At 50.9% G+C, this 22,187-nt stretch carries 18 protein-coding genes, 3 tRNA genes and 1 pseudogene; 16 read left to right on the top strand and 6 right to left on the bottom strand.

Going from position 1 to position 22,187, the window contains the following annotated elements; genetic code table 11:
- Window positions 1-209 precede the first annotated feature (209 nt).
- Complete coding sequence (locus HMPREF3143_RS12700; RefSeq protein ID WP_045335087.1) at window positions 210-3,905, top strand: glycosyltransferase; 3,696 nt, start codon at window positions 210-212, stop codon at window positions 3,903-3,905.
- A gap of 42 nt (window positions 3,906-3,947) precedes the next feature.
- Here the strand turns inward: HMPREF3143_RS12700 and HMPREF3143_RS12695 are convergent, their stop codons facing one another.
- A complete protein-coding gene (locus tag HMPREF3143_RS12695) occupies window positions 3,948-7,463 on the bottom strand; it encodes a glycosyltransferase (protein ID WP_070533259.1) in 3,516 nt (1,171 codons plus the stop codon).
- Between the two features lie 13 nt (window positions 7,464-7,476).
- Window positions 7,477-8,262: a dTDP-4-amino-4,6-dideoxyglucose formyltransferase gene (locus HMPREF3143_RS12690; protein WP_232830955.1), complete on the bottom strand. Its 786-nt coding sequence runs from the start codon at window positions 8,260-8,262 to the stop codon at window positions 7,477-7,479.
- 250 nt (window positions 8,263-8,512) lie between these two features.
- On the opposite strand from HMPREF3143_RS12690, the pseudogene HMPREF3143_RS12685 reads away from it, so the two are divergent.
- The 8 genes and pseudogenes from HMPREF3143_RS12685 to sdiA all read left to right on the top strand — a co-directional run bounded on the left by HMPREF3143_RS12685 (window position 8,513) and on the right by sdiA (window position 15,592).
- Window positions 8,513-9,665 (top strand): annotated as a pseudogene (locus HMPREF3143_RS12685) (DegT/DnrJ/EryC1/StrS family aminotransferase).
- A 238-nt stretch (window positions 9,666-9,903) separates the two neighbouring features.
- A complete protein-coding gene (locus HMPREF3143_RS12680) occupies window positions 9,904-10,623 on the top strand; it encodes an RNA polymerase sigma factor FliA (RefSeq protein WP_008500338.1) in 720 nt (239 codons plus the stop codon).
- A gap of 54 nt (window positions 10,624-10,677) precedes the next feature.
- Window positions 10,678-11,229, top strand: a complete 552-nt coding sequence (fliZ, locus tag HMPREF3143_RS12675; protein ID WP_070533256.1) for a flagella biosynthesis regulatory protein FliZ — start codon at window positions 10,678-10,680, stop codon at window positions 11,227-11,229.
- Between the two features lie 86 nt (window positions 11,230-11,315).
- The gene (tcyJ, locus tag HMPREF3143_RS12670) at window positions 11,316-12,116 is read left to right on the top strand and encodes a cystine ABC transporter substrate-binding protein (RefSeq protein ID WP_070533255.1); all 801 of its coding nucleotides are present in this window, start codon (window positions 11,316-11,318) and stop codon (window positions 12,114-12,116) included.
- Between the two features lie 106 nt (window positions 12,117-12,222).
- Window positions 12,223-13,209 carry a D-cysteine desulfhydrase gene (gene dcyD / locus HMPREF3143_RS12665; protein ID WP_032675118.1) on the top strand — a complete coding sequence of 329 codons (987 nt, stop codon included), beginning with the start codon at window positions 12,223-12,225 and terminating at the stop codon, window positions 13,207-13,209.
- A 21-nt stretch (window positions 13,210-13,230) separates the two neighbouring features.
- Entirely contained in the window at window positions 13,231-13,899 is a 669-nt protein-coding gene (tcyL, locus tag HMPREF3143_RS12660; RefSeq protein WP_008500342.1) for a cystine ABC transporter permease, read from the top strand.
- Window positions 13,896-14,648, top strand: a complete 753-nt coding sequence (gene tcyN / locus HMPREF3143_RS12655) for an L-cystine ABC transporter ATP-binding protein TcyN (RefSeq protein WP_008500343.1) — start codon at window positions 13,896-13,898, stop codon at window positions 14,646-14,648. Before tcyL ends, tcyN begins: the two co-directional genes overlap by 4 nt.
- A gap of 221 nt (window positions 14,649-14,869) precedes the next feature.
- Window positions 14,870-15,592, top strand: coding sequence for a quorum-sensing transcriptional regulator SdiA (sdiA, locus tag HMPREF3143_RS12650; RefSeq protein WP_070533253.1), 723 nt, complete (start codon window positions 14,870-14,872; stop codon window positions 15,590-15,592).
- A 66-nt stretch (window positions 15,593-15,658) separates the two neighbouring features.
- On the opposite strand, the gene HMPREF3143_RS12645 is transcribed toward sdiA, so the two are convergent.
- Complete coding sequence (locus HMPREF3143_RS12645) at window positions 15,659-15,883, bottom strand: DUF2594 family protein (RefSeq protein ID WP_008500345.1); 225 nt, start codon at window positions 15,881-15,883, stop codon at window positions 15,659-15,661.
- A gap of 465 nt (window positions 15,884-16,348) precedes the next feature.
- On the opposite strand from HMPREF3143_RS12645, the gene uvrY reads away from it, so the two are divergent.
- The 7 genes from uvrY to HMPREF3143_RS12610 all read left to right on the top strand — a co-directional run bounded on the left by uvrY (window position 16,349) and on the right by HMPREF3143_RS12610 (window position 20,865).
- Window positions 16,349-17,005, top strand: a complete 657-nt coding sequence (gene uvrY / locus HMPREF3143_RS12640; protein WP_023293888.1) for a UvrY/SirA/GacA family response regulator transcription factor — start codon at window positions 16,349-16,351, stop codon at window positions 17,003-17,005.
- On the top strand, window positions 17,002-18,834 hold the full coding sequence (gene uvrC / locus HMPREF3143_RS12635; protein WP_070533250.1) for an excinuclease ABC subunit UvrC: 1,833 nt from the start codon (window positions 17,002-17,004) through the stop codon (window positions 18,832-18,834). Before uvrY ends, uvrC begins: the two co-directional genes overlap by 4 nt.
- A 56-nt stretch (window positions 18,835-18,890) precedes the next feature.
- The gene (gene pgsA / locus HMPREF3143_RS12630; protein ID WP_008500348.1) at window positions 18,891-19,439 is read left to right on the top strand and encodes a CDP-diacylglycerol--glycerol-3-phosphate 3-phosphatidyltransferase; all 549 of its coding nucleotides are present in this window, start codon (window positions 18,891-18,893) and stop codon (window positions 19,437-19,439) included.
- 152 nt (window positions 19,440-19,591) lie between these two features.
- Window positions 19,592-19,667 (top strand) — tRNA-Gly (locus HMPREF3143_RS12625).
- Window positions 19,668-19,713: 46 nt separating this feature from the next.
- Window positions 19,714-19,787: transfer RNA gene (locus HMPREF3143_RS12620), tRNA-Cys, on the top strand.
- Window positions 19,788-19,798: 11 nt separating this feature from the next.
- Window positions 19,799-19,885, top strand: a tRNA-Leu gene (locus HMPREF3143_RS12615).
- 302 nt (window positions 19,886-20,187) lie between these two features.
- Entirely contained in the window at window positions 20,188-20,865 is a 678-nt protein-coding gene (locus HMPREF3143_RS12610) for a DUF2076 domain-containing protein (RefSeq protein ID WP_045335076.1), read from the top strand.
- 118 nt (window positions 20,866-20,983) lie between these two features.
- On the opposite strand, the gene HMPREF3143_RS12605 is transcribed toward HMPREF3143_RS12610, so the two are convergent.
- From HMPREF3143_RS12605 to HMPREF3143_RS12595, 3 genes are read right to left on the bottom strand one after another with little or no spacing between them, the layout of a single operon-like run.
- The gene (locus tag HMPREF3143_RS12605) at window positions 20,984-21,223 is read right to left on the bottom strand and encodes a hypothetical protein (protein ID WP_023325544.1); all 240 of its coding nucleotides are present in this window, start codon (window positions 21,221-21,223) and stop codon (window positions 20,984-20,986) included.
- Window positions 21,220-21,699, bottom strand: a complete 480-nt coding sequence (locus HMPREF3143_RS12600) for a DUF2778 domain-containing protein (protein WP_047074080.1) — start codon at window positions 21,697-21,699, stop codon at window positions 21,220-21,222. Before HMPREF3143_RS12600 ends, HMPREF3143_RS12605 begins: the two co-directional genes overlap by 4 nt.
- Window positions 21,696-22,187, bottom strand: a complete 492-nt coding sequence (locus HMPREF3143_RS12595) for an Hcp family type VI secretion system effector (RefSeq protein ID WP_008500392.1) — start codon at window positions 22,185-22,187, stop codon at window positions 21,696-21,698. The genes HMPREF3143_RS12600 and HMPREF3143_RS12595 overlap by 4 nt, the downstream gene beginning before the upstream one ends.

Genomic DNA, 22,187 nt, shown 5'->3' with positions numbered 1-22,187 from the left:
GTTCCGCAGACCATGCTGTCCCTGCTGCGTTAATTGGAGTGGCGTTAAAAAGGCATCTTCGGATGCCTTTTTTTTTGGCCAATCGCCAGATATAGAGAGGTTTCTGCCAGTTTCTTTGCGCCATGCTTTGTTAGCCATCATGCAAAATAATCCGATAGTTTATCGCGTCTTACGTACGCGCTAGCGTTCTGCCACAAAAAGGATCCTACATGCCACGCTATCTGGTCAGTGTTGATAAATTTGAAGCCTATACCCCGTGCACTCTCGAAATTCTTGACCTGATAGCATTCTGGCTGGCTTCTGGGTTAGAGGTTGATATTTGTACGGAATCTGCAGGCAGGGGGCTCAAGGATAAAATCAGTATGCTGCAGGCAACGGGGCGTTGCCGGCTCGTCACAGAGGAGACGGGGGAGTTGGCGTCCCAATATGAGATGATTTTTATCTGGAAAGGTTTTCTGAGCCAAAAGCTACTGTCCACTCTGGCCGAGCAGCGCCTGCACTGCGCCCTGGTTTTCCGCCATTTCAGCGACTATGACGATCTCTATATTCCCTACGGGCCACAGCGCGAAAATGCGATGGCGTCATTGACGCTGGGGTTGTCAGAGCTGACCTGCGAGCAATTAAAGATCACCGGTATTGATGAACAGCAACTGATGCTAATGCCCTGGCTGGTACCGCCATCATTTACGAATTATGAACCAAAACCACAGGTAAAGACGTTAAGACAGATCCTTTTTATTGGATCTGAGATGACAGCGGAGATGTACGAGCTTCAGCAAAAAGCAGCAGTCAAAGGGATTTCACTCCACTGGCTTGACGACAAAAACCAATTGCATTTGCTCGAACCGGAATGGCTTTCTCAGTATGACGTGATAATTGGCAACGAGTACGTCGTGCCAAAGGCGCTGGCGTTGGGGATCCCACTGTTTCTTGCGGTTAATAACTATGTTGAGGGGTATCTGGGGGCTGATAATCTTGAACGTCATGCGTTTGATCACTTCAGCGGAATCTCTCTGCGTAACTGTCCTGACAGCGATGAGTGGCTCTCGTTGTTGCAAAGCGGCTATCCTCAGGCCGCAGAATGGGCGCTACATAATCGCCTCTACTGGGAGCAGAAATATGGCATATCTGGTGTAATGGACAGGCTTTTATCCAGAACGCTGGCGGTGAAATGCCCCGTGCTGGATAGTCAGGCCTGTTACGCGTTCACTCTCCATCGCAAGGCGCTGTTGGCACACCAGTCTTTAAAATACTCCCTAACCCGCTGGCTGGCGGATCGTCAGATTAGCCCTGCACGACGTCAGGCGATGAGCGAGATCGTTTTGAAGACACCTGGCGCATCTGATATAGGCGTGGTGGTGGTCTCCCGCGACGGAGATGCCGACGCTTGCCGACGTACACTCTCTTCCCTGAGCCAACAGACGCTGGCGGCACTGAGTGTTGATGTAATTGCTGAAAAACCGCTAGCAGAGGTGGGGGAGCCTGTTCAAGTAGCGACCTCGGGCTGGGTAGCATGTGTCAATAGTCTGCTACCGCAACGACGAGCCGGAATGCTGCTGGTGCTCCCGGCCGGATTTAGCCTGAATAACGACGCATTACTCCATTTTGCGCTTTTCAGAGTGACCTCACCTGACTCTCTTGTGGTCTATTGTGATGAGATGATGCAGCAGGCCAACGAAGAACCGAACATCACACTGCGTCCAGGGGTGAATATCGACTTGCTGAGAAGCTTCCCCTACGTTGGGCAGACGTTACTGATTAACCGGGAGGCCGCGCAACAGCTCGGTGGCCTTAATGAGCAGTATCCAGAGATGGCGATTATTGATCTCTTATGGCGTTTTGTTGAAGCGGTTGGCCCTTGCGCCATCGGACGTGTTCCGGAAGTTCTGGTCAGTGCCAGTCGGCTCGCTACCGTGTGGATCCGGGATGAGGATGTTCAGGCGGAACACGAACGGATAGTCGCAGCGCATATGGCACGCCTTGGTATATCGGTGACGGTGGAGCGGGGGGATGATACCCCTGTTTCACGGGTTCGCTATCACTGGAGAGCCACACCTCTCGTCTCCATCATTATTCCCAGCCGGGATCATGTTTCGCTCCTGCGCCGCTGTATTGAAAGTCTGATGGAAAAAACCGAGTATGCTCAATACGAACTGCTGATTGTGGATAATCAGTCAACGGATCCGGATGCCTGTGATTTTCTCCATCAGCTCGAACAGTTGGGAATCGACCAGGTTCGGGTACTTCGCCATCACCATCCGTTCAATTTTGCTCAAATCAATAACCTGGCTGCACAACATGCCAGAGGCGATCTCCTGCTGTTTCTCAACAACGACTGCGAAATTATTGAAGGTGACTGGCTGCATGCCCTGGTTGAACAGGCATTGCGGCCGGAAATCGCGCTGGTGGGGGCTCGTCTTGAATATGCCGATGGCCGCATTCAGCACGGCGGTTATCTGACAGGAATTATGCAGGGGGTGGGAACGGTCTTTGACGGTGCCGAGGGAGGGAGCAGCGGCTATCAGCACTACCTTAATGCACCACATAATCTCACGGGAGTCAGTGCCGCCTGTCTGATGGTCAGAAAAGAGGTCTTCTTCGCACTGAATGGGTTCACTGAAGAAACATTCCCTCTCTATTTTGCCGATATTGATCTCGGGTTACGAGCGCAGCAACTAGGTTATTTAAATCTCTGGACTCCTTTCGCCAGAGTGAAGCATATGGGAGGGGCGACGCGTCTTCTGCACCATAAATTCCAAGTTCAGGAGCGGCCTGTAGCCGCAGATTATGCCGCGCTGCGTAAGACCTGGGGTAAGAAACTTCTGGCGGATCCCTCGTACCATCCGCTGATGCAAAAAACTGGGACTGCATTTACCCTCAGTGAAAATACCGCTCGTTTCCATCAACCGTTGCCGGGGCGTCCACTACCTGTTGTGCTTGCACATCACATTAACTGGCAGGGAAATGGTCACCATCGCGTGTTGCAACCCTTCAACGCGTTGGAGCGCCATCACATGATGGAAGGGGGGATAATAGGTGCAATTCCGGGCGTAATGGAAGTCGCGCAACTTGAACCTGATGTGGTGTTGCTTGAACTGCCAACTGGTGGGCGCTTCCCGGAAGTAATGCAGCAGATGCGGGAGGCCACAGGTGCGAAAATCATCGTCGAGTACGATGACTATCTGTTAAACCTGCCGATGAAAAACGGTAATAACAGCAAGTTCCCGCCAAATATGGTGAAAAGTCTGCGCAAAATTATGGATAGTGCAGACTGGGTAGTGGTGTCTACTGAACCACTCGCCGAGGCTTACAGCCGTTTCCACGGCGATATCCGCATTGCGCAAAACCGTCTGGCACCGGATCAATGGGGACATCTTCAGGGACAGCGACTGACGGGGAAAAAGTTACGTGTCGGATGGGCCGGTGGCAGCTCGCATGCAGGTGACCTTGAGATCCTGCTTCCGGTAATCAAAGAGCTTGAGAACGAGGTGGATTGGGTCTTTATGGGAATGAAACCCCGTAATGTTCGCTGCGAGTTCCATCCGGGGGTTCCCTTTGATATGTATCCAGAGAAACTGGCAAGCCTAAACCTTGATCTTGCTCTGGTACCGTTGGAAATGAACCATTTTAACGAATGTAAGAGTAACCTACGTCTGCTGGAAATTGGTACCTGTGGCGTTCCGATCATTGCGACCGACATTGCGCCGTACCGCTGTGGACTGCCAGTAACGCTGGTTGAAAACCGCTTTAAAGACTGGGTAAACACAATTCGAGCCCATATCAATGACACCACGTTGCTGGCCCGTCAGGGCGATGCATTACGTGAAGCAGTTCACCGGGACTGGTATCTGCGTAAGAGCGGGCTGGATGAGTGGCAGAGGGCCTGGCTAGCAACTGGGAAGTAATAAAAAAGGCGCGGTTAACGCGCCTTTTTTGTGCATCAGCTCTTACCTTCGAACCCAGATATCAAGACGCTTACGCAGGGATGCCTCAGTAAGGAGCCCCTCGTTATGAACCCAGGAATGCAGGTTATCTGCCTGCCGCGATGCCAGTACTGTGTCCAGATGCTTGGTGATGGCTTCTGTCCAGCTTTTGGCGCTGTTTTTCACCCGTGTTACCGGCTCCGGGGTTTGCATACCTGGGATATCGCTGCAGATAACCGGATACCCGCAGGCACCAAATTCCAGCAGTCTTATCGAACTGCGATGGCGGTTGCGGGCGGTGTCAGCCAACGGCTCAACCACCACATCCAGTTTAAGGGATGCCAGTGCTTGCGGGTAGTGCGCGAAGCTCGTCCCAGCATGGTATTCCGCGACGTACTGGCGCAGGGAAGGTGGGCAATAACCCATTACCACCCAGTCGACATGGTCAGCGAGTTGTCTGACGACAGAGTGGATAATATCCAGATCGGATGCGGTGGAACGGTCACCGACCCAGCCGATGCGCGGTTTTACACCAGAGTTACGCTGAACGTTGAGTTTACCCCACATAAGTGGTGAGAGACCGGGAGAAACAACCTGAATTTCCTTATGCCAGGCGGCGCAGCTTTCTGCTAGCGCATTAGAGGAGACCACAACGCGATCGACATGGCGTAGTGTCGCCTGGAGATCGGTGTGATGGTCTGCAGGTAAAAAATCGTCCAACACAAAAACGGTAAATTGCCCGGTGGCTTTACGCAGACGCTCCAGCCACTCCTGCGCCGCAGGGGTGATCGTTTGCTGAAGGATCAGGCTTGTCGGGGCAATTCTCGCCATTTCTCCAATCGAAGGAGGAGCTAAAGGGAGTAAGGTTCTTGCCAGCGCATGATTATCCAGCATTTCCATTTGAGCGATCAGGTGGTGAGCGCTGGAACGGGAACGATCAACAGGCAGCGTCAGAAGGATGGGGAGGGGCCGCCAGTGTAAAGGATCCCATGTTCCAGGTGCGTCAAGCTGAAGCTGAAAGCCAGCGTTGTTGCGGGACAGGTTCGGATTGTAGGCAGGATCGTTAGCAATAACCGGCAGCCATTTTTGATACATCGCATCCTGTTCACCCATAAAACGCTGGCGTTTTTTCTCCTGGGTTGCTTTATCCACCGTATTTTGACTGACGCTGCCCTCATGCATCACGACAGCATACGGTGTCCAGACGGTAAGATAGCCCGCTTCACGAACTTTAAGGCAGAGATCGACATCGTTATAAGAGACGCGGAACTGCTCCTCATCTAGTCCACCCACCTGTTCATAAACGGCTTTACGAATTAACATACAGGCCGCTGTGACCACGCTGTAGTTTTGATCGGTCTGAAGGCGATGCATATAGCCTGTTTTATCCGGTGTACTGTCGATAAAAGGGTGATCGGCAGGACCACGCAGTCCCATCACCACCCCAGCGTGCTGGACATTGCCGCCAGGGTAAAGCAATTTGGCACCGACAATGCCGACTTCTGGTCGCAGCCCATGGTTGAGCAGATGATCGAGCCAGTAGCCATCAATAATGGCTGTATCATTATTCAGCAGTACCAGATACTCGCCGTGCGCCTCGCGGGCGGCCATATTGTTGATGGCGGAGTAGTTAAACGGATGCGGATATCGCAGTACGCGGATGCGTTGTGGATCGATGGTAGCAATCCCCTTCAGCCACTCAAGCGCTTCCCGCGTTTCGCTGTTGTTATCCACAATAAGCACTTCATAATTTTTATAGCGCGTCTTTTCCAGCAGGGTGGTAACACAAGGGATTAGGACCGCCAGCTGATCTTTTGTTGGAATGATGATGGAAACCAAGGGGGTATCAGCGTGGTTATAGCGCAGGGCATAAATGCCCGGTAGAGGGGTTTCCACCTCCCCCTGGGGATAACCGCGCTGGCGGAGATGGTTACGCAGGATAGCCTTCTCTTCATCCTTAGCAATCTGCACCTGACTATGAGCAGCGACGAGCGGTTCAGGCAGATGGCCTGCGACATGGAGCCCTTTTTGCTCAATAAGCCGTACAATATATTCAAATTCCCATGCCTGTCGGTACATTCTGTTGAATCCGCCAAGAGACACCAAAGTCGAACGTTTAAAAATCCAATGACGAGCCAATTCAGTAGGATTACTTAACAACAGATCAAGGTTAAAGTCGGGGCGCAGGATTGTTCCCGTGAACTGACCCCCTTCATTACAGACTTCATCAAAATAGACGGCATCGCAACTGTTTGCGCTCTCAAGTAGCAAATCGAGCGACAATAACCCGCCACTAAGTAGCGTTTCTCCGGCGTCAATCACCATGACCCACTCATATTGTGAATCAGTGAGGTAACCATTAATTTGGGATACGCTATTAACACGGTTGGTTTCGAGTCGGTCAACCTGATAAGAAAATGCTGCATAGGAGTCGCCAAAGACAACACAGTGAAGGCTCAGACCAAACCCTTGCCAAGACTGAATACTGGCAAGCGTAGTTTCAACTGCTATGTTATCGCCGTGGTAGCGGATTAGAATGCAGAGCGTTTGATTAACATTCCGCTCACGATGCCAAGACAGTGCCAGATCGTAGTGTTGGGGAGGAAGAGATTTTTCTGCCACCCAATTTTTAATCTGAGAACTTTGATACGCCTGTATCGAACGGTGCAGAGAGTGATGTAATGCATGAAGGAGGTTAACGGTATGAGTATCCTGGGGGGATGAAGCCGATGCAATTGTTACGAACTGATTCTGATCTTTATTTCCCTTATACCATCCGAGTTTCTTTATAAGCTGCGGCATGAGTGAGTAGGTTCGGGCAACCTGGTCACGTTGGTGTTTTGCCATCTGACTGATCTGGGCATCAGATATACGGAAAGATGAGAGGGGTTCGAATATAAAAGCAAGATCGCCTTTGTTAAACAACTTCATCATCAATGCTACGTCAGCAAAGTAGGGCATTTCCTGACGATCGATATTGAAAATCTGATCACCAAACGCGAGCAAATCATCTCTGTAACAGAGAAAAACGCTTGGTTCACCGATGAAATTGACTTGGTAATCACACAAGAAAGAGATGAGATCGTTGCCGTTTAGCAGGGTATCCTGTGTGAAGGGAAACGCTGTAGCGATAACATCAGGTAACGTATTGCCATTTTCGTCTATCCGTGTTCTTCGGGAAGAGGCGATGACACAGTTGGGGTTATGCGCAAGAATACCAACCAATCTGGAGACACAATTTTCAGTTAAAACATCATCATCATAAAGGAACTTAACATATTTTCCTTTTGCGTGGCTGAGACAATGTAATACATTGCCGGTTTCCAGTAGGCGTTCGCGGTTTCGGAACCAGCGCACAGGCTTTTTCTGAGCTTGGCTGAGACGTTCACAAATTATTCGAATTGAATCGTTTTCACTGTCATCACAAACGATAATTTCGGTATTCTGCCAGTCCTGTGCCATTGCGCTAAGCAATGCTTGTTCGAAGAAATCTGATTTGTAGGCAGGAATTAAAATACTGACTAGATCTTGCTGAGACATAGTATTTCCGGTGTTAGTCGTTGTTATATTCTGACGAAGCGTTATCTGCTTCAAAATTGAGTCTGACGTAGTATTTTCGACCCTGTTCATCGCGAAAAAAGGCATTCCTCAATTCGCCGTGTGTCAGGGCACGCAAAAGATCAAGGTGTTCCTGCAGAGTACCCGTTGCATTTAGATCAAGCTCACAAAGAGTTTCAAAGTCACGAATGCTGTTGTAGTTCCCCTCACTGGAAAGCCGTACTGTGGAGTAATTTCCTGCAATAATATCAGCCAGATGTTGCTCTAATAATGTTTTTTCCATCGTGATTATTCGTCGGTAGACATCCAGGGACGTATCTGATTGCAGAATGTCGACCGGAGCCTGAAACAGAACTGGACCATGATCAACATCGCTGTCCATAAGATGGACTGTCACACCTGCAGGTTTTTTATTAATAATTGAGAATATTTGTGGAAACCAGCCCCGATTGAACGGATTTAGCCCTGGGTGAATATTGATACAGGTCACAGCATTAACCAGCCGTTCGGGAAAAATTTGCTTGCAGTGCAAGCTAATCACAAGATTGGCTTTCAGTATAATGTTTTCAAGGCTGACAGGATCTTTCAGATTGATAGGCGTTGCTCCGAGTTTTTTCATTACACCCGGATGCTGATTTTTAGCGGAGTAAAATAGTTGAAATACAATATCGTCCCGCCCCGGTAACCTGTTCAAGAGCTGTATAAGATATTCGGATAACTCAGGATTATCGGAAATAACCATGAGGTGCATGTTTTGCCGTTGGTTGGAATTATCAGTCATTCTGAATCTCATCAGGTAGGAAACCACGCCGGAGTCACGTGTAGGCTCAGAATGAAAATTGTAATGGAGGTGCTTCAGATTCATAGGTCAAACAACACTCAGTTTATGAGCTTGCTTTTGCTATTGACCTTATGGTCTGTATCAAATGAGAGCAAATATAGACGTAAAACCTGCGCCTTTTCGACCGATTATCTCCTGGATTTAGGGAATAAGATGGACAGTAAACGACTAAACTGCGGCGCAATAGGTAATGAACAATAAAATTTTTGTGACGAGCCCTTTACTTCCACCTTTGGAGGAGTTCATCCCCTATCTGGAGAAAATGTGGGCCAGTAAAGTCCTCACGAATGGGGGGGGGGTTTCATCAAGAACTTGAGGCTACTCTCGCTGATTACCTTGGCGTGAAGTATGTCAGCTTGTTTTCTAATGGTACACTTGCGTTGCTTACTGCGCTACAAGCGCTACGTATCTCTGGTGAGGTAATAACTACTCCCTATTCCTTTGTTGCAACATCTCACACGTTATTGTGGAACGGTTTGACGCCTGTATTTGCCGATATTAACCCTGAAACCTTTAACATCGATCCCGATAAAATTGAAGAACTGATCACGCCGCACACAACCGCTATTATGCCTGTTCATTGCTATGGTATTCCATGTCAAGTTGAAAAAATACAAAAAATTGCGGATATATACGGTCTGCGTGTTATATATGATGCGGCGCATGCGTTTGGTGTAAAGAAAAATGGTGTAAGCGTGCTTACTCATGGTGATTTATCTGTTCTCAGTTTTCATGCGACGAAAGTCTTCAATACATTTGAAGGGGGGGCGATTATTTCTCATGATCTTAAAACCAAACAGCGAATAGATTATCTGAAAAATTTCGGGTTTGCAGGTGAAACCAAAGTAGTTGCGCCAGGAATCAATGCCAAAATGAGTGAAGTGTCTGCTGCATTTGGCCTGCTGCAGCTTAAACATATCGATCGGGCACTAGGAGCGCGTAAAGATATCTATAACCGTTACATGTGCTATCTTGCTGATATTAAAGGGATTTCATTTTATCAATTTAAGGGGGATTATGAATGGAATTACGCCTATTTCCCGGTGCTTGTTGAAGCGGATTTTGCTCTTAGTCGAGATGAGCTCTACGAAATGCTAAAGCTGGATGACATATATGTGAGACGTTATTTCTATCCACTTATTAGTACATTTCCTATGTACCGACATCTTGATTCCGCAGCGCCTGAAGAATTAGTTGTAGCGAGTAGTATTGCGCAAAAAATACTGTGTCTACCGATTTTCCCTGATTTGACAGAAGCGGAACAGGATAAAATTATTGCAGCCGTACGTCGTTTGAGCGTGCAGGCGAATAATGAAACGAAAGGTTCGCAAAAAGTTGCCTAATGAACACTGGATATAGATTTTGAATCATAATTGCTATGAGCCACGATGAGCGCCTGGTTTCTGCCGGGCTGTATACAAACATAGTGTTGATTATTGTCATAATACTGCGTCAGATCAGAAACTGTACATTGTTCATTGGTGCAAATAACCCCCCATTTCACCCACTATTCTCCCGATTAAAACCCCTCCAGAATTGGATAATCATGCCGATAACTCAACTAACGCAGGGCTGTTTATCGTGAATTCACTCTATACCGCTGAAGGTGTAATGGATAAACACTCGCTGTGGCAGCGTTATGTCCCGCTGGTGCGTCACGAAGCATTGCGCCTCCAGGTGCGCTTGCCGGCGAGCGTGGAACTCGACGATCTGCTACAGGCGGGCGGTATCGGGTTATTGAATGCAGTTGACCGATACGACGCTCTGCAAGGAACGGCATTTACGACTTACGCAGTTCAGCGTATTCGTGGTGCGATGCTGGACGAGCTGCGCAGCCGTGACTGGGTGCCACGCAGTGTTCGCCGCAACGCACGCGAAGTGGCGCATGCGATGGGGCAGCTGGAACAGGAACTGGGACGCAACGCAACGGAAACCGAAGTGGCGGATCGTCTTGGCATTGCTGTTGAAGAGTATCGTCAGATGTTGCTCGATACCAATAATAGCCAACTCTTCTCTTATGACGAGTGGCGAGAAGAGCATGGCGATAGCATCGAGCTGGTGACGGATGAGCACCAGCAAGAAAACCCGTTACACCATTTAATGGAAGGGAATTTACGCCAGCGCGTCATGGAAGCTATTGAAGCTCTGCCTGAACGCGAACAGCTGGTATTGACCCTTTATTACCAGGAAGAGCTTAACCTCAAAGAGATTGGCGCTGTTCTGGAGGTGGGAGAGTCGCGGGTGAGCCAGCTGCACAGCCAGGCCATTAAACGCTTACGAACCAAGCTGGGTAAGTTATAGGTGATTGATTCACCTTAAAAATGCCGCACAACGTATTGACAACCAGGAGTTATCATGACGGTGCAGCAATCTAAAAGACGGCCTTTAAGCCGCTACCTGAAAGACTTTAAACACAGCCAGACGCATTGCGCCCACTGTAACAAGCTACTCGATCGTATCACGCTGGTTCGCCGCGGCGAAATCGTCAATAAGATCGCGATTTCTCGCCTCGACACGTTGATGGACGAAGCAGCATGGCTCGAAGAGCAAAAAGAGTGGGTGGCGCTTTGCCGTTTCTGTGGCGATCTCCATTGCAAAGAGCAAAGCGACTTCTTCGACATTATCGGCTTCAAGCAGTTCCTGTTTGAACAAACGGAGATGAGCCACGGCACCGTTCGCGAATACGTGGTTCGCCTGCGCCGCCTCGGGCAGCATCTGACCGTGAACAACATTTCCCGCGATCTGCTCAAAACCGGTTATCTCGACGAGAACCTGGAGCCGTGGTTGCCTGCGACCAGCACCAACAACTACCGGATTGCGCTGCGCAAGTACGCACAATATAAGGTACAAATGCCGGGTGCCATAAAGCAGAAAGGCCACGCCGGAACAACTTCTGATATATATTAAAAAAGAATAAGATGTAGCGCAGTCGCCTTTGACGTTGCAGGCGATTTCTCTACACTACGTAAAAATTCCACTATATCGGGGTATTTATGAAATTTGCACTTCTGGGTCGTCAGGCGCTGATGGGTGTTATGGCCGTTGCGCTGGTTGCGGGCATGAGCGTGAAAACGTTCGCCGCAGAAAAACTGCTGAATAAAGTAAAAGAGCGCGGTACGCTGCTGGTCGGGCTGGAAGGTACCTATCCTCCGTTCAGCTTCCAAGGCGATGACGGCAAGCTGACCGGTTTTGAAGTGGAGTTTGCTGAAGAGCTGGCGAAACACCTCGGCGTGAAAGCGTCCCTGAAACCGACCAAATGGGACGGTATGCTGGCGTCGCTGGATTCGAAACGCATTGACGTGGTCATCAACCAGGTCACCATCTCTGACGAGCGTAAGAAGAAATATGACTTCTCCACCCCGTATACCGTGTCCGGTATTCAGGCGCTGGTGAAGAAAGGCAACGAAGGCACCATCAAAACGGCTGCGGACCTGAAAGGGAAGAAAGTCGGTGTCGGTCTGGGAACCAACTACGAAGAGTGGCTGCGCCAGAACGTTCAGGGCGTGGATATCCGCACCTATGATGATGACCCGACGAAATACCAGGATCTGCGCGTGGGCCGTACCGACGCCATTCTGGTTGATCGCCTGGCAGCACTGGATCTGGTGAAGAAAACCAACAACACCCTGGCGGTAGCGGGTGATGCGTTCTCTCGTCAGGAATCCGGCGTGGCCGTTCGTAAAGGTAACGAAGACCTGGTGAAAGCGATTGATTCCGCGATTGCTGACATGCAAAAAGACGGTAGCCTGAAGGCGCTTTCCGAGAAGTGGTTCGGGGCAGACGTCACGAAATAAGTTTCTGACGTAAAAAAAGGCGCTTTTAAAAGCGCCTTTTTTATTTCTTACGCGTCTGCGTGCATAATGAAAAATATCACATTTTGTCTGAGTTACCGGAGCATCCATGTCACTACAGAATTTAACGCGCTTTCCCCGCCTGGAGTTCATCGGCGCGCCGACGCCGCTGGAGTATCTCCCGCGATTTTCTGATTATTTAGGGCGCGATATTTTTATTAAGCGTGATGACGTGACGCCCATGGCGATGGGGGGCAACAAGCTGCGCAAGCTGGAGTTTCTGGCGGCGGACGCCCTGCGCGAAGGCGCGGATACGCTCATCACTGCCGGGGCCATCCAGTCCAACCACGTTCGCCAGACGGCGGCCGTGGCGGCAAAACTTGGGCTTCACTGCGTGGCATTGCTGGAAAACCCGATTGGCACGCGGGCTGAAAACTATCTCACCAACGGTAACCGCCTGCTGTTAGACCTGTTTAACGTGCAGGTTGAGATGGTTGACGCGCTGACCGACCCGACCGCCCAGCTCGATGAGCTGGCGACGCGTCTGGAAGCGCAGGGTTTTCGCCCCTACGTTATTCCCGTCGGCGGTTCGAATGCGCTGGGCGCGCTGGGGTACGTGGAAAGCGCGCTGGAAATCGCGCAGCAGTGCGAGGGGGCGGTGAGTCTCTCCTCCGTCGTGGTCGCGTCCGGCAGTGCGGGCACCCATGCCGGGCTGGCGGTGGGGCTGGAGCAACTGCTTCCCGAGGTCGAACTGATTGGCGTGACGGTGTCCCGCAGCGTGGCGGATCAGAAGCCGAAAGTGGTTACGCTACAGCAGGCGGTCGCAGAGCAGCTGGAGCTGAATTCCACGGCCGATATTCTCCTCTGGGATGACTATTTTGCGCCGGGTTACGGCACGCCGAACGAAGAGGGAATGGAAGCGGTGAAACTGCTGGCGCGCCTCGAGGGCATACTGCTCGATCCGGTCTATACCGGCAAAGCGATGGCCGGACTGATCGACGGCATTGCGCAAAAACGCTTTAAGGATGAAGGGCCGATTTTATTTGTCCATACCGGCGGAGCGCCTGCGCTGTTTGCCTACCATCCTCACGTTTAAAAATCAGGTCGAAAAATAATAATGCAAGAAAGTATTCAACTGGTTATTGATTCTCTGCCGTACCTGCTGAAAGGTGCGGTATTTACGTTGCAGCTCAGTATCGGCGGGATGTTCTTTGGGCTGGTACTGGGATTTATACTGGCCTTAATGCGCTTGTCGCCTGTCCTGCCGGTGCGCTGGCTGGCGCGCTTTTATATCTCCGTGTTTCGCGGTACGCCGCTTATCGCCCAGCTCTTTATGATCTACTACGGCTTACCGCAGTTCGGAATCGAGCTGGATCCGATCCCGGCGGCGATGATTGGCCTGTCGCTCAATACCGCGGCGTACACCTCCGAAACCCTGCGTGCGGCCATCTCCTCCATTGACAAAGGGCAGTGGGAAGCGGCGGCCAGTATCGGGATGACGCCCTGGCAGACGCTGCGCCGGGCCATCCTGCCGCAGGCGGCACGCGTGGCGCTTCCGCCGCTCAGCAACAGCTTTATCAGCCTGGTGAAAGATACCTCCCTGGCGGCAACGATTCAGGTTCCGGAGCTTTTCCGTCAGGCACAGCTCATTACCTCCCGTACGCTTGAGGTCTTTACCATGTATCTGGCCGCCTCGCTGATTTACTGGGTGATGGCGACGGTGCTGTCTGCTCTGCAAAACTACTTCGAAAACCAGCTTAACCGCCAGGAGCGTGATCCAAAATGAGTGCAATTGACGTCAAAAACCTGGTGAAGAAATTCCACGGTCAAACGGTGCTCCACGGGATCGATCTGGAGGTCGAGCAGGGCGAAGTGGTGGCGATTATTGGACCGAGCGGTTCGGGAAAGACGACGCTGCTGCGCAGCATTAACCTGCTTGAACAGCCGGAAGGCGGTACCATCCGCGTCGGGGAGATCACGATTGATACCGGGAAATCCATCAGCCAACAGAAAGGGTTGATTCGCCGCCTGCGCCAGCATGTCGGCTTTGTTTTCCAGAACTTCAACCTTTTCCCGCATCGTACGGTGCTGGAGAACATCATCGAAGGGCCGGTGATCGTCAAAGGTGAGCCTAAAGAGGAAGCGACCGCGCGGGCTCGCGAACTGCTCGCCAAAGTCGGGCTGGCGGGGAAAGAGACCAGCTATCCGCGTCGCCTGTCGGGCGGGCAGCAGCAGCGCGTGGCGATTGCGCGCGCGCTGGCGATGCGCCCGGACGTGATCCTGTTTGATGAACCGACCTCTGCGCTCGATCCGGAACTGGTGGGCGAGGTGCTGAACACCATTCGCCAGCTGGCACAGGAGAAACGTACGATGGTGATCGTGACCCATGAAATGAGCTTTGCGCGCGATGTCGCTGACAGAGCCATCTTTATGGATCAGGGACGGATTGTGGAGCAGGGGCCAGCGAAAAGCCTGTTCGCTAACCCTCAACAGCCGCGAACCCGTCAATTCCTTGAAAAATTCCTTATGCAGTAGCATTTTTGCACGCATTTGCTCCAGAAAATGACTCTGGAGCAAATTATTCTCCCTCTGCGCGAGGGCTTCTGTTTTTTTATTCCATCCAGATCGGATAAAGCTTATCGATAGTAAAGTTAATTGTGCTATTGCCGATATTTTGTGGCTAGAAAAAAGTTTTATGTGTTAGCTTATATTCACCATAATAATGATTATCTGTTCAGAGGCTTCATTTAGTAAGTATGAAGGATTTAGACTTTTTCACCTGGCGACGGGATTGCTCCCTCCGGTTTCAGGAATTGACCTGTGCCGCCGAGGTATATCAGGAGCTGGAGCGACAAACTCAGGCGCTGGAATTCGATTATTACGCGCTCTGCGTGCGCCATCCCGTGCCATTTACCCGCCCTAAACTCTCCCTGCAAACCACTTACCCAAAGTTGTGGATGGCGCAATATCAATCTGCGAACTATTTCGCGATTGATCCGGTTTTAAAACCGGAGAATTTCATTCAGGGCCATCTCCCCTGGACAGATGCATTATTCGCCGAGGCGCAGGAATTATGGCACAGCGCCCAGGATCACGGTTTACGCTCGGGAATAACGCAGTGCCTGATGCTGCCAAATCATGCGCTTGGTTTCCTGTCAGTGTCTCGTACGCGTGTACAGGAAGGGCCATTAGCCCATGAAGAAATAGAGCTGCGGTTGCAAATGCTGGTGCAAATGGCCTTAACCTCGCTGATGCGTTTTGACGATGAGATGGTCATGCCGCCGGAAATGAAATTCAGCAAGCGCGAGCGTGAAATTCTGAAATGGACTGCGGAAGGGAAGACGTCAGCGGAAATAGCGATCATTCTCTCGATCTCAGAGAATACCGTTAACTTCCATCAGAAGAATATGCAGAAGAAATTCAACGCGCCCAACAAGACGCAGATCGCGTGCTATGCGGCGGCAACGGGACTGATTTGACGCAGTAAAACGTTCTGCGTGACAGACGAGCGAACGGCTGAATGCACTGCATCCAGCCGTTTTTTGTTACTGACGGTACGCTTGCTTGATTTGCTTAACGGTGTTAGCAAATACCGCTGATTCAGCCTGGTCTTCCATCTCCGCGATTTGTTTTTCCATTTTAATGATCACACGACCGGCATCAGCCTGGCCCATCGCCTGCAGCATCAGCGTTAGCAGCGCTTTCAGGCAGTTTACTTCCTGTGCCAGTTCCTGGTTATTCTCCGCAGTGGCAAATTCAGGTGTGCTCATTTATTTTCCTCATTATTAAACGGCGCTAAAGCGCGACGACGAAAGTCAAGGCGGCGGAGTATACCACAAGCTGAAGCAAAAAATGCAGCGGTTGTTTTTCGTACTTTTACGCTGATGTTTAATTGCGTAAACAGATCGTACCGGTAAACTCAACCCGCTTAATGATTATTAATTGTTTAGGTCGGGTTCGCTTGCCGTTAATTATTGTTACAAAAAGTTGTACCCTGTTTTTGCGCAGGTTAAGCCAGCCCGTTTTTTGTAACTTTTTGAATACAGATGGTTAAAAAAAGCTGCAAGAGCCCTGAATGCACGGGCTCTCTTTCCACCGCCTGTACAGCCTAATTTCCAAAAACGAGAGCAAAATCGAATAGCCGGTTTTTTAACGTTTTAATCTTGTCAGGAAAACCGTTAATATAAACCAAATTATCACACAGTAGCGTTATCCCTATTCTGGAGACATTTCCTTTGATCAACGTCCTTCTTGTTGATGACCACGAACTGGTGCGCGCAGGGATACGACGCATTCTTGAAGATATTAAAGGTATTAAAGTTGCCGGTGAGGCATGCTGTGGCGAAGATGCGGTAAAATGGTGCCGTACCCACTCCGCCGATGTGGTGCTGATGGATATGAACATGCCCGGTATTGGTGGTCTTGAAGCAACACGCAAAATCGCGCGTACCTTTGTAGACACTAAAGTCATCATGCTGACGGTGCATACCGAAAATCCACTGCCCGCGAAAGTGATGCAGGCGGGCGCGGCGGGTTACCTGAGTAAAGGTGCTGCACCGCAGGAGGTTGTCAATGCTATCCGTTCTGTGTATGCCGGACAGCGTTATATTGCGTCCGACATCGCTCAGCAGATGGCGCTGAGTCAGATCGAGCCCGAGAAAACCGAATCACCCTTTGCCAGTTTGTCCGAGCGTGAATTGCAGATTATGCTGATGATCACCAAAGGTCAGAAGGTGAATGAGATCTCGGAACAGCTGAATCTCAGCCCGAAAACGGTAAACAGCTATCGTTATCGGATGTTCAGTAAACTGAACATTCATGGTGACGTCGAACTGACGCATCTGGCCATCCGACATGGTTTGTGTAATGCGGAGACGTTGTTAAGTCAGTGAGTGATGTGTTCGATTCAAAAGCATTTCTGAAAACCGTAACCAGCCAGCCTGGCGTCTATCGCATGTATGACGCTGGCGGTACGGTTATCTATGTGGGGAAGGCTAAAGATCTTAAAAAACGTCTCTCCAGCTATTTTCGCAGCAATCTGGCCTCTCGTAAGACCGAAGCGCTGGTCTCACTCATCCAGAATATTGATGTCACCGTCACGCACACGGAGACAGAAGCGCTGCTGCTTGAGCACAACTATATTAAGCTCTACCAGCCGCGCTATAACGTCCTGTTGCGTGATGATAAATCCTATCCGTTCATCTTTCTGAGCGGCGACACCCATCCGCGCCTCGCCATGCACCGTGGTGCAAAACATGCGAAGGGTGAATATTTCGGGCCGTTCCCCAACGGCTATGCCGTGCGAGAAACGCTGGCGCTGCTGCAAAAAATCTTCCCGATCCGCCAGTGTGAAAACAGCGTTTACCGTAACCGTTCGCGGCCATGCCTGCAGTACCAGATTGGCCGCTGCCTGGGGCCGTGCGTGGCCGGGCTGGTGAGTGAAGAAGAGTATGCCCAGCAGGTGGAGTATGTGCGCCTGTTCTTAGCCGGCAAGGACGATCAGGTCTTAACCCAGCTGATTGCGCGGATGGAAAAAGCCAGCGCCGCACTCGAGTTCGAAGAGGCCGCGCGTATTCGCGATCAAATCCAGGCGGTGCGCAGAGTCACGGAGAAACAATTTGTCTCGAATTCCGGTGACGATCTCGATGTGATCGGCGTGGCCTTTGACGCCGGGATGGCCTGCGTGCACGTGCTGTTTATTCGCCAGGGCAAAGTGCTCGGCAGCCGCAGCTATTTCCCGAAAGTGCCTGGCGGTACCGAACTGGGTGAAGTGGTGGAAACCTTTGTCGGCCAGTTCTATCTGCAGGGGAGCCAGATGCGCACGCTGCCTTCTGAAATCCTGCTCGATTTTAATCTTGACGATAAAACCCTGCTGGCCGATTCGCTCTCTGAACTGGCGGGGCGCCGGGTCAATGTTCAAACCAAACCGCGCGGCGATCGCGCACGCTATCTGAAGCTGGCGCGAACCAACGCGGCGACGGCACTCACCACTAAGCTGTCGCAGCAGTCGACGGTGCACCAGCGTTTAACGGCCCTGGCGGCGCTACTGAAGCTGCCGGAAGTGAAACGGATGGAGTGTTTCGACATCAGCCATACGATGGGTGAACAGACGGTCGCGTCCTGCGTGGTATTTGATGCTAACGGTCCGCTGCGCGCTGAGTATCGCCGCTATAACATCACCGGGATCACGCCGGGTGACGACTATGCGGCGATGAATCAGGTGCTGCGACGTCGCTATGGTAAAGCCATAGAAGAGAGCAAGATCCCCGATGTGATCCTGATTGACGGCGGGAAAGGGCAGCTCGGCCAGGCGAAAGCGGTATTTGAATCGCTTGATGTCAGCTGGGATAAAAACCATCCGCTGCTGCTGGGCGTCGCAAAAGGGGCCGATCGTAAGGCCGGTCTGGAGACACTGTTCTTCGAGCCGGAAGGTGAGGGCTTCAGCCTGCCGCCGGACTCTCCGGCGCTGCACGTCATACAGCATATTCGCGATGAATCACACGATCACGCCATCAGCGGTCACCGTAAAAAACGGGCGAAGGTGAAAAACACCAGCTCACTCGAGACGATCGAAGGCGTGGGGCCAAAACGTCGCCAGATGCTGCTGAAGTATATGGGCGGATTGCAAGGATTACTCAACGCCAGCATGGAGGAAATTGCAAAAGTGCCGGGTATTTCGCAAGGGCTGGCAGAAAAGATCTACTACTCGTTGAAACATTGAGGGCTCTGTAGCAACATAGAGCTAAATTTTACTGACAACAAATAGTTACCGTCACTATGCAATATAACATCCCTACGTTGCTCACTCTTTTTCGTGTCGTACTCATCCCGTTCTTTGTGCTGGCGTTTTACCTGCCGGTTGTCTGGGCACCCTTTGCCTGCGCATTGATCTTCCTTATTGCAGCGGTAACAGACTGGTTTGATGGTTACCTGGCGCGCCGCTGGAATCAAAGCACCCGTTTCGGCGCCTTCCTCGATCCGGTGGCGGATAAAGTGATGGTCGCGATTGCGATGGTGCTGGTGGCTGAGCACTATCATACCTGGTGGGTGACGCTGCCTGCGGCAACCATGATCGGCCGTGAGATTATTATCTCTGCGCTGCGCGAGTGGATGGCGGAACTGGGGAAACGCAGCAGCGTGGCGGTTTCCTGGATTGGTAAAGTGAAAACGACGGCGCAGATGGCGGCGCTGGTTTGGATGCTCTGGCGTCCGAACGCCTGGGTTGAGTGGGCGGGGATTGGTCTCCTGTGGGTGGCGGCAGTGCTGACGCTGTGGTCAATGCTGCAATATTTGAACGCTGCGCGCGGGGATTTGCTTGATCAGTGATCGTTTCGCCGTAATTTTCAGCAAACGATCCGGGGATGCAAAAAATAACGTTGACTCATAACGTCATATCAGTAGAATGCAACGCATCGAACGGCGGCACAGCAAGCCGGACGATAATGAAATCAAGTGGTTAGACATTTACTTGATGACATGCGGGAATAGCTCAGTTGGTAGAGCACGACCTTGCCAAGGTCGGGGTCGCGAGTTCGAGTCTCGTTTCCCGCTCCAGATTCAAGACATGCGCAACAGCGGGTGTCAGTTTGAAAAGTTTTACGGCGCGTTAGCAAAGCGGTTATGTAGCGGATTGCAAATCCGTCTAGTCCGGTTCGACTCCGGAACGCGCCTCCACTTTCTTCCCTGGCCGGATGGTGGAATCGGTAGACACAAGGGATTTAAAATCCCTCGGCGTTCGCGCTGTGTGGGTTCAAGTCCCACTCCGGCTACCATGGGAAACAAAGAATAATCAAAGCAATAAGCAGTGTCGTGAAACCACCGAAAGGTGGTTTTTTTGTGCCTCCAGTTTAGCGCGAAGTGAGCGTATCTCATCGTCATCACGATTGTGCTGTGCCCGGATATTTGCTGCCATACCAGAACGTTAAGCCTAACTCTCTAATATCAAGCCCGGAAAGCAGGGCGATTGTCAGCTAACCTGCAACCAATCTTAAACAAACATTTCACTCGCCAGACACAGGTTGCCGCCGCTGATAAACTGGTTGGTATCCACCCTGGAGAGCGGAAGGTTATTGTCATGCAATATGAAGAACAGCAGCTTATCAACGGCCTTTTCGAGCGTCTTAAACAGGCCGGACAACAAAACAGCCAACGGGATGCAGATGCGGAGCGTCAGATCGCTGAATTTGTCAGACAGCAGCCTGCGGCCCCCTACTATATGGCGCAGTCGATTTTGATTCAGGAAGCGGCGCTGAAACGTCTGCAGGCCCGGGTTCAGGAGCTTGAAAGCGAATTAGCCGCGCAAAAAAGCAAACCCTCGACGGGCGGCAGTTTCCTCGGCGGCCTGTTTGGTGGCGGGAAAAGTAACCCGCAGCCTGACAACAGCTGGAATGCCCAGCCGCAACAGCCGCCGGCGCAGGATTACTCTCGGGCGCCAGCGCCAGCTACTCGCGGCGGCGGTTTTATGGCTGGCGCGCTCCAGACAGCCGCTGGCGTGGCCGGTGGCATCGCGCTTGCCGAGATGCTTACCAGCATGTTCCATCAGTCGCGGCCGGAAGAGATCGTGAACATCATCGAAGAACCGACAATGCCCGTCGGTGGTGAACCGTTTGTCGGTAATCAATACGGCGACGTTAATAACGTCTCTGACACCCGTTTCCTCAACCAGAACGATCCGTTCGGCAGTAATAACGATGCCTGGCAGAACGACGATGTAGATGACGACTACAGCAATGACGACGACAGTTTTATTTAACGACGTTATCGTGTCACCATCGAAATGAAGTTAACCCTGAAAGTTGGGTATCCAACTTTCGGGGTTTTGCGTTTCCGGGTCAAAAAAGCCTTCGAGGCTAAGCCTGAAGGCTCATAAATCACATTCTTTTTACTGCTTTTCTTACTAACAAACCTGTAAGAATTGCCGGAAGCAATCCAAACAAAGAGGCGATATCGACTAACGTATCCTCCAGTTCTTCTATCCCGTATGTCCCGAAATGGTCCATCACGGCATAAGCCCATTCGACAGGTATCAAAATAAAAAGCCAGCGCGTATATAAAAGAAAACTGATAAGACCGATTGCAAGGCTGAAGGTGATTTCTATAAAAGTCCTCATGTTACTGTTATTGTCCCGTAAGCTTTAAAGCTCGTGCAAGGTACCGGCATCATAGTTGTTTTCATAAGAGCTTCGTACAAGTAATCAAAGTCACTCAGATGAAGAAGGGTTATACAGCCTTCGCTTAACCCTCTTGGTCCTATCGGATGGAGGCGGAAATGGCCACGCCGGACACCTTCAACAAATACTTGATCATCTATCTGCCAGTCATCTTTGTATAAGGCAAACCATTTTGAGCGATCGGTGCCATAAATATTTTTCAGGGCAAAATCACTTAGTCCTCCGAGCCTGCCTCCGCTCTGTCGGTTCACGATGAAGTAACGTCCTGGCGGGATAGGTCCGATTTCTGGTTTGCTTGCCATAGTCGGATTGTTTCTGCCATAGAGCTGGCCTGAGAATGCCGGAAAGTTTCCTATACCCGGAACGGTAAGAATAGATGACGGTAAGCCATTCAATGCATAGCGAGCAATAATCATGCTGTAACCCGAATATTCCAGCCGTCAGTAAACTGGATATTCCCGTCGCAGTGCTTCCATGTGATTCTCTCATAACGCAGTTCTATCGCCTCAAGGTGATTGTGTTTTTCCATTGAGGGATTTTTTACGTTATGCATTACAGGCGTTATCCCTACGATTTTCACATTTTCTAAAAGCATGTTGAAATACTCAACTTCCTGCCCTGCATCGTTGATACGGTACCATTTGATTTCAGCTGACTTTAGGGTCTGGCCAGTTGCTACAGCCCGGTAAAGGTAAGGCGAGGATGAATCAAACTCTTTTTCGATTGTTAGTGGGGAGTGGACGCGGGTACCGGTTAGTTTCCCTGTATTGCCATCGGTTGGAATGTGTAAACCATGGCCAAACGATAAAACCTCAATGCTACCTTCACGGTGCTGAACATCTACAGAACCTGTAATATTCGCACCTCCGTCATCTTTGAGCCATAAATATGCGGGTATAGCCAT

The sequence above is a fragment of the Enterobacter sp. HMSC16D10 genome (assembly GCF_001807145.1).
GTDB lineage: Bacteria > Pseudomonadota > Gammaproteobacteria > Enterobacterales > Enterobacteriaceae > Enterobacter > Enterobacter roggenkampii.
The sequence above is the reverse complement of the archived record's forward strand: the minus strand, read 5'-3'. Positions and strand labels throughout refer to the sequence as shown.

What these genes read in the sequence shown, in the direction of transcription:
- HMPREF3143_RS12700 (WP_045335087.1), top strand. Translation starts at nt 210, where the DNA reads ATGCCACGCTATCTGGTCAGTGTTGATAAATTTGAAGCCTATACCCCG.
- HMPREF3143_RS12695 (WP_070533259.1), bottom strand. Translation starts at nt 7,463, where the DNA reads ATGTCTCAGCAAGATCTAGTCAGTATTTTAATTCCTGCCTACAAATCA.
- HMPREF3143_RS12690 (WP_232830955.1), bottom strand. Translation starts at nt 8,262, where the DNA reads ATGACTGATAATTCCAACCAACGGCAAAACATGCACCTCATGGTTATT.
- fliZ (WP_070533256.1), top strand. Translation starts at nt 10,678, where the DNA reads ATGACGGTGCAGCAATCTAAAAGACGGCCTTTAAGCCGCTACCTGAAA.
- tcyJ (WP_070533255.1), top strand. Translation starts at nt 11,316, where the DNA reads ATGAAATTTGCACTTCTGGGTCGTCAGGCGCTGATGGGTGTTATGGCC.
- dcyD (WP_032675118.1), top strand. Translation starts at nt 12,223, where the DNA reads ATGTCACTACAGAATTTAACGCGCTTTCCCCGCCTGGAGTTCATCGGC.
- tcyL (WP_008500342.1), top strand. Translation starts at nt 13,231, where the DNA reads ATGCAAGAAAGTATTCAACTGGTTATTGATTCTCTGCCGTACCTGCTG.
- tcyN (WP_008500343.1), top strand. Translation starts at nt 13,896, where the DNA reads ATGAGTGCAATTGACGTCAAAAACCTGGTGAAGAAATTCCACGGTCAA.
- sdiA (WP_070533253.1), top strand. Translation starts at nt 14,870, where the DNA reads ATGAAGGATTTAGACTTTTTCACCTGGCGACGGGATTGCTCCCTCCGG.
- HMPREF3143_RS12645 (WP_008500345.1), bottom strand. Translation starts at nt 15,883, where the DNA reads ATGAGCACACCTGAATTTGCCACTGCGGAGAATAACCAGGAACTGGCA.
- pgsA (WP_008500348.1), top strand. Translation starts at nt 18,891, where the DNA reads ATGCAATATAACATCCCTACGTTGCTCACTCTTTTTCGTGTCGTACTC.
- HMPREF3143_RS12610 (WP_045335076.1), top strand. Translation starts at nt 20,188, where the DNA reads ATGCAATATGAAGAACAGCAGCTTATCAACGGCCTTTTCGAGCGTCTT.
- HMPREF3143_RS12605 (WP_023325544.1), bottom strand. Translation starts at nt 21,223, where the DNA reads ATGAGGACTTTTATAGAAATCACCTTCAGCCTTGCAATCGGTCTTATC.
- HMPREF3143_RS12600 (WP_047074080.1), bottom strand. Translation starts at nt 21,699, where the DNA reads ATGATTATTGCTCGCTATGCATTGAATGGCTTACCGTCATCTATTCTT.
- HMPREF3143_RS12595 (WP_008500392.1), bottom strand. Translation starts at nt 22,187, where the DNA reads ATGGCTATACCCGCATATTTATGGCTCAAAGATGACGGAGGTGCGAAT.